Genomic DNA, 6916 nt, shown 5'->3' on the forward strand with positions numbered 1-6916 from the left:
TGACGACGGCTTTGACTTCCTTGGGTGGAATTTCCGTAAGTACTCGGGAAAACTGCTCATCAAGCCCAGCAAGAAGAATGTGCAAGCATTCTTCCGCTCGGTGGCGGATACGATCAGCGGTCACAAAACGGTTAAGCAGGTCGAGCTGATCCGACTGTTGAACCCGATGCTACGGGGTTGGGCACAATATCACAGCCCTGTAGTAGCTAAGCAGGCGTACACCCGCATGGAGTACCTGATCTTCGGGAGGCTCTGGCGTTGGGCGAAGCGGCGACATCCGAAGAAGAATGCCGACTGGGTTCGGAAGACTTATTTCCACTCTGTCGGTACTCAGAATTGGGTGTTCTCGGCCCCTGTAGTACATGAGGATGGCAACAAAGGGCTGCTGGAGTTGTACTCTCTGTCCTCAACAGAGATCCGGCGGCACAACAATATTAAAGGGGGATATAACCCTTTTGATCCTGTTTGGGAGCAATACGGTGAGCAGCTGCGGGAGGAGCGCCTGTGGTATTCAGGACGCTATCGCAAGCAGTGGGCGAAGCTGTTCATGTCGCAGAGCGGGTTGTGTGCTCACTGTGGCGGCGCTCTGACGGATGAAACGGGCTGGCACGACCATCATTTGGAATACCGTATGCATGGTGGTTCAGACGCTCTCTCCAACCGAGTGCTTTTGCACCCAAATTGTCATCAGCAAGTGCATGCTGGCAACCTTGCAGTAACTAAGCCGGCTCCGCTACAGTGGGGGGCTTTGATTAGGTGGTTCGTAGGCTTGAGCCGTATGCGGGGAAACTCGCACGTACGGTTCTTAGGGGGGGCGCTCTTCCGTGAGGAAGGGTGCCTACCCTACATGGTCGTCGGATTCTGTTCAACGCGGGGAAATCGTTACGTGAAGCGCGCGTGGGCTCTTTCCTGCATCCTCGGCTTGAGCGTCGTTCTCGGTGGATGCGGCAAGGACGAGTCGGCGAAGCGCGCCGAACAGGCGGTCGCATCCGCGAGTCAGGCGCCCGTCCGGGCGGAAGCCGTCAGCCAGGGGCAAGTGCGATCGCCGGCCGAGTCCGTCGGGCAGCAAGACGGCTTTGCCATCGTCCATATCGCGGAATTGCCCAAACAGGCGGTCGATACTTTGCAGCTGATCGAAGCGGGCGGTCCTTTTCCTTACTCGAAGGACGGCGTCGTGTTCGGCAATCGCGAGCGTTTGCTGCCGCGGCATCCACGCGGCTACTACCACGAATACACGGTTCGCACGCCTCGCTCGAGGGATCGCGGCGCGCGTCGGATCATATGCGGCGGAGCGCGCAGGCAGATCGGCGAGTGCTACTACACGGACGACCATTACGCCAGTTTTAAACGCATTGCGGAATAACTACGGGATGAACGGCATGAGCGACAACATCTACGCGCACGACCACGGCGTCGCGAGTGATCTTTTCGCCACCGGCGATGGCAACCTGTTCCAGCGAGTACTGCGGCTACGCATGACAGAACACGACAATCGACCCGAGGAAGAAACCAGCCCGTCGGAAGAAGCGCATCACGCGCATCCGGACGAGGACGCGGAGGATATGTTCGCGAATACGCGGCCGAATATCGTGCAGTCGATTCGCGCGTTCCGCGTCCAGGATCTTGCTGACGAGGCGACCAAGCTGGGCCAGCATTTCCTTTATGCGTATCTCGGGCAGGCGCAGAGCAAGCAGGAAGTGCTCGAAACCATCGCCACGTCGTTTCTGTTTCCCAAGCACTTCGGCAAGAACTATGACGCGCTGTACGACTCGCTGACCGATCTCGTGCACAAGGCGGGTTCGCAGCCGGGCTTCGTGATCGTGCTGGAGCAACTGCCGATCGCCACCAAATTCGACAAGGAAGGCCGCGAAGTGCTGCTCGACGTGTTCCGCGACGCGGCCGAGTTCTGGGCCGAGCGGCGCGTGGCGTTCCGGGTGTTTTATTCGTTCGTCTGAGTCGACCGACCTGAATTGAAGCAGCCCGATGGACCGTGAGTCCATCGGGCTGTTTTGTTTTGAGCCGCCGTTGAGCGGCCATGACTCGCTTACCAGCCGCCCCAGCGCGCGGCCAGCGCCGCCAATACCGCGATGCCCGCGGTCTCCGTGCGCAGCACGCGCGGACCGAGGCCGAGCGCGCTGAATCCGGCTTCGACGATCGCGGTTTCTTCCGACGGCGAGAATCCCGCTTCCGGACCGATCAGCAGCGTGACGGGTCCGGCGGGCGCGGCGGCGGGCAATGAGGCGAAGTCGAGCGTCGCGCGCGGCGAGAGCAGCAGGCGCAGTTCGCCGTCGGCGGCGGCGGGAAGATCGTCGAGCCAGGCGTCGAGATCGCGCGGCGGCGCGACATCGGGCACGCGGTTGCGTCCGCATTGCTCGCACGCGGCGCGCACCAGCGCCTGCCAGTGCGCCTGACGCTTGAGCGCGCGTTCCCCGGCGAGGCGCCCGACGCCGCGCTCCGCCGTGATCGGCGCGATGCGCGCGACGTCCAGTTCCACGGTCTTTTCGATCAGCCAGTCCATCTTGTCGCCGCCCGCGACGCCTTGCGCCAGCGTCACGCGATACGGCGGCTCGGCCTCGCGTTCGTCGTGCGCGTCGATACGCGCGGTGGCGGCGCGCTTGGCGATCTCGGTGAGTTCGGCACGATACTCGCCGCCGCGTCCGTCGAACAGCGTGATGGCGTCGCCGGTCTGCAGGCGCAGAACATGGACGTGACGCACGACGTCATCGGGAAGGGTCAGGGTGTGGCCCACGGCAAGCGGGCCGTCTACATGGAAACGTGGCATGGAGGTCGATCGCGGATGCGGTCATCCGCGGATAGTGAGAATGCCTGCGACGGATATGGCTCAGCGCAAGTGTCGTGCGATTGCCCAGCGATAACCGTCCGGGTCTTCGATCTGGGCGAAACGATCGCCCCAAAACTGGTCCTGCGGTTCGATGAGCGCCTTCGCGCCGACGGCGAGCGCCTGCGCGAACGTGGCATCGACATCGTCGACGTAGAGATAGAACGACTGCGGCGCCATCTGCCCGGCGCTTTTCGGCGTGCGCGCCTGCGATTCGTACGCGCCCTCCGGCGCGAACATGACGATCAACTGCCCGCGATAAGTCATCTCCACATGAATGACGGTGCCGTCATCGTTCACGCTGTCACGCACCGCAAAACCAAGCGCCTTCTCGTAGAACGCGATGCTCACGCGCGCGTCGCGCACGGTCAGATAGGGCGTCAACCAGGGCACATCGGCTGGGCGGGGATCGGTCATCGAAAGCACTCCTTGAAGCCTGCTGCATTCCGTCAATGGGATTGATTATTCTGCCACGAAGCTTTTCGAACCATCGGACGTTTGGCGGCGAACGAATGGCCGCGCTGGACGGATCGGGCGCGTCGGTCGTATGTCGCATGGAACGTGCCTGCGCGCGTTTCGCGGTGGGGCGAGCGTCGAATGGCGATGCTTTGGCGGCGCGGTGCGCACGCATCGCCACTTGCCGATGAAACCGGTCTGATAGAATAACTGCCTCCCGATCCTCGTCGTTTCTCGTCGTTCCGGTCCTGAAAACGCAGTTTATTTCGGGTTCGGTGTTCTCCCGAGAAGCACCGTGAAGCATCGCGATGGAAGCACCGTGGATCATCTCAGGACCAGCCCATTCTCGACATGACGACCCCGACCTCCCGCCCATCCGTCCTCATGGCCAATGCAATCCGTGCGCTGAGCATGGACGCCGTCCAACAAGCCAACTCCGGCCATCCGGGCATGCCGATGGGCATGGCTGAGATCGGCGTCGCGCTGTGGTCGCGGCACCTGAAACACAATCCGACGAATCCGCACTGGTTCGACCGCGACCGTTTCGTTCTGTCGAACGGTCACGGTTCCATGCTGCTGTATTCGCTGCTGCACCTCACCGGCTACGACCTGCCGCTTAGCGAACTGAAGAATTTCCGCCAACTGCATTCGAAGACGCCGGGCCATCCGGAATACGGCATGACGGCGGGCGTCGAGACGACCACCGGCCCGCTCGGTCAGGGCATCGGCAACGGCGTCGGCATGGCGCTCGCGGAAGCACTGCTCGCCGCCGAGTTCAACAAGGCCGACGCGAAGATCGTCGATCACTACACGTACGTGTTCCTCGGCGACGGCTGCCTGATGGAAGGCATCTCGCACGAAGCCTGTTCGCTCGCGGGCACGCTCAAGCTGAACAAGCTGATCGCGCTGTACGACGACAACGGCATTTCGATCGACGGCCACGTCGAGCACTGGTTCCACGACGACACGCCCAAGCGCTTCGAAGCGTATGGCTGGAACGTGATCCGTGGTGTGGACGGCCATGACGTCGATGCGGTCGATGCCGCCATCGCGCAGGCGAAGAAATCCGACAAGCCGACGCTGATTTGCTGCCGCACGGTCATCGGCAAGGGCGCGCCGACCAAGGCGGGCGGCCACGACGCGCACGGCGCGCCGCTCGGCGACAAGGAAATTGCGGCGACGCGCGCGGCTATCGGCTGGAACTACGGGCCGTTCGAAATCCCGGCCGAAGTCTATGCCGCGTGGGACGCGAAGAAACAGGGCTCGCACGCCGAAGCCGCATGGAACAAGTCGTTCGACGCATACAAGGCGAAGTACGCCGCCGAAGGCGCCGAATTCGCGCGTCGCATGAGCGGCGAGCTGCCCGCCAACTGGGCCGAAGCCGCCGCGAAGATCATCGAGGACGCGAACCAGAAGGCCGAGACCATCGCGACGCGCAAGGCATCGCAGAACACCATCGAAGGTCTCGCGGCCGCGCTGCCGGAACTACTCGGCGGCTCGGCGGATTTGACCGGCTCGAACCTGACCAACTGGAAGGCATCGAAGGCGGTGCGCGCGGCGGGCGACGCGGAGAACGCGAACCCGGATCACGCGGGCATCCAGTGGGGCAATCACATCAACTACGGCGTGCGCGAATTCGGCATGTCGGCGGCGATCAACGGGATCGCGGTGCACGGCGGCTATCGTCCGTTCGGCGGCACGTTCCTGACGTTCTCGGACTACAGCCGCAACGCGCTGCGCGTCGCCGCGCTGATGAAGTCGCGCTCGATCTTCGTGTTCACGCACGATTCCATCGGCCTCGGCGAAGACGGCCCGACGCACCAGTCCATCGAACACGTTTCCAGCCTGCGTCTGATCCCGAATCTGCAAACCTGGCGTCCGGCGGATACGGTCGAAACGGCCGTGGCCTGGACGCACGCGATCGCGCATCACGGTCCGTCGACGCTGATTTTCAGCCGCCAGAATCTTCAGTACTCGCCGCGTAACGATATCCAGATCGCGAATATCGCGAAGGGCGGCTACGTGCTGCACGACTGGAACGACGACATCCCCGCGCGCAAGATCATCCTCATCGCGACCGGCTCGGAAGTGCAGCTCGCGATGCAGGCGGTCGAGGAACTGCGGAAGGTCGGTATCGGCGCGCGCGTCGTGTCGATGCCCTGCACGAACGTGTTCGACAAGCAAGACGCCGAGTATCGCGAGCGCGTGCTGCCCAAGGGCGTGCTGCGCGTGGCGATCGAAGCAGGCGTGACGGATTTCTGGCGCAAGTACGTGGGCCTGGAAGGCGGCGTGGTCGGCATCGACACGTTCGGCGAATCGGCGCCGGCGGGCGCGCTGTTCAAGCACTTCGGCTTCACGGTGGAGAACGTCGTCAAGACGGCGCAGGCCGTTCTGGCCGCGTAAGCACACGCGTCAGCGAAGCAGGTTTTTTTAAGCCAAGGAGATAGACCATGACGATTCGCGTTGCAATCAACGGCTACGGCCGCATCGGCCGCAACACGCTGCGCGCCTTCTACGAGAACGGCAAGAAGCACGACATCGAGATCGTCGCCATCAACGACTTGGGCGATGCCAAGACCAACGCGCACCTCACGCAGTACGACACGGCGCACGGCAAGTTCCCGGGTCAGGTGTCGGTCGACGGCGATTACCTCGTCGTCAACGGCGACAAGATCCGCGTGCTGGCCAACCGCAACCCGGCCGAACTGCCGTGGGGCGAGCTGGGCGTCGACGTGGTGTTCGAGTGCACGGGCTTTTTCACGACGAAGGAAAAGGCCAGCGCCAACATCAAGGGCGGCGCGAAGAAGGTGATCATCTCGGCGCCGGGCGGCAAGGACGTGGACGCGACCATCGTTTATGGCGTGAACCACAACGTGCTGAAGGCATCGGACACGGTGATCTCGAACGCATCGTGCACGACCAACTGCCTCGCGCCGATGGTCAAGCCGCTGAACGACAAGATCGGTTTGGTGAACGGTCTGATGACCACGATCCACGCCTACACGAACGATCAGGTTCTGACCGACGTGTATCACGAAGACCTGCGCCGCGCGCGCTCGGCCACGCACAGCCAGATCCCGACGAAGACGGGCGCGGCATCGGCCGTCGGCCTCGTGCTGCCGGAACTGAACGGCAAGCTGGACGGTTACGCGATCCGCGTCCCGACCATCAACGTGTCGGTGGTCGATCTGTCGTTCATCGCCGCGCGCGATACGACGGTGGAAGAAGTCAACCAGATCATGAAGGAAGCGTCGGAAGGCGCCATGAAGGGCGTGCTCGGCTACAACGACGCGCCGCTGGTCTCGATCGACTACAACCACAACCCGGCTTCGTCGACGTTCGATTCGACGCTGACCAAGGTGTCGGGCCGTCTCGTGAAGGTGTCGAGCTGGTACGATAACGAGTGGGGCTTCTCGAACCGCATGCTGGATACGGCTGTCGCGCTGGCCAACGCCAAGTAAGCTTTCGCTTCATGCGATGACAAAGGCCGCTCCTCGGAGCGGCCTTTTTGTGCGCCCAGCATGGGCGCACTCTTGCGGGTGCAAGTCGCGCGGCAAGTTGACCACAGCGAGCGAAGTGAAGCGCAACTGCGGAAGGGCGACCGACCGTGGAGAGGAAGCG

Annotated in this window: 5 protein-coding genes and 2 pseudogenes; 5 read left to right on the top strand and 2 right to left on the bottom strand. The window is 62.8% G+C overall.

Features of this window, described 5'->3' with window-relative positions; all coding sequences use genetic code 11:
• The 3 genes and pseudogenes from BVER_RS34640 to BVER_RS26510 form a co-directional block, all read left to right on the top strand.
• The coding region (locus BVER_RS34640; protein WP_232316821.1) for a ribonuclease domain-containing protein at positions 1–1363 on the top strand (1363 nt) is incomplete at its 5' end.
• Between the two features lie 16 nt (positions 1364–1379).
• Positions 1380–1487: pseudogene (locus BVER_RS36360) on the top strand (barstar family protein); the annotation flags it as partial.
• Positions 1488–1565: 78 nt separating this feature from the next.
• Positions 1566–1955: pseudogene (locus BVER_RS26510) on the top strand (barstar family protein); the annotation flags it as partial.
• Between the two features lie 89 nt (positions 1956–2044).
• Here the strand turns inward: BVER_RS26510 and BVER_RS26515 are convergent.
• Both BVER_RS26515 and BVER_RS26520 read right to left on the bottom strand, forming a co-directional pair.
• The gene (locus BVER_RS26515) at positions 2045–2782 is read right to left on the bottom strand and encodes a 16S rRNA (uracil(1498)-N(3))-methyltransferase (RefSeq protein WP_050455800.1); all 738 of its coding nucleotides are present in this window, start codon (positions 2780–2782) and stop codon (positions 2045–2047) included.
• Between the two features lie 60 nt (positions 2783–2842).
• Positions 2843–3256, bottom strand: coding sequence for a VOC family protein (locus BVER_RS26520; protein WP_050455804.1), 414 nt, complete (start codon positions 3254–3256; stop codon positions 2843–2845).
• A 390-nt stretch (positions 3257–3646) separates the two neighbouring features.
• Between BVER_RS26520 and tkt the strand changes: the two genes are divergently transcribed.
• Together tkt and gap are read left to right on the top strand one after the other, a co-directional pair.
• A complete protein-coding gene (gene tkt, locus BVER_RS26525) occupies positions 3647–5698 on the top strand; it encodes a transketolase (protein ID WP_050455801.1) in 2052 nt (683 codons plus the stop codon).
• Between the two features lie 47 nt (positions 5699–5745).
• Entirely contained in the window at positions 5746–6756 is a 1011-nt protein-coding gene (gene gap, locus BVER_RS26530; RefSeq protein WP_050455802.1) for a type I glyceraldehyde-3-phosphate dehydrogenase, read from the top strand.
• Positions 6757–6916: the final 160 nt, after the last annotated feature.

The organism is Candidatus Burkholderia verschuerenii (assembly GCF_001189365.1).
GTDB classification, from domain to species: domain Bacteria; phylum Pseudomonadota; class Gammaproteobacteria; order Burkholderiales; family Burkholderiaceae; genus Caballeronia; species Caballeronia verschuerenii.

What these genes read in the sequence shown, in the direction of transcription:
- BVER_RS26515 (WP_050455800.1), bottom strand. Translation starts at nt 2,782, where the DNA reads ATGCCACGTTTCCATGTAGACGGCCCGCTTGCCGTGGGCCACACCCTG.
- BVER_RS26520 (WP_050455804.1), bottom strand. Translation starts at nt 3,256, where the DNA reads ATGACCGATCCCCGCCCAGCCGATGTGCCCTGGTTGACGCCCTATCTG.
- tkt (WP_050455801.1), top strand. Translation starts at nt 3,647, where the DNA reads ATGACGACCCCGACCTCCCGCCCATCCGTCCTCATGGCCAATGCAATC.
- gap (WP_050455802.1), top strand. Translation starts at nt 5,746, where the DNA reads ATGACGATTCGCGTTGCAATCAACGGCTACGGCCGCATCGGCCGCAAC.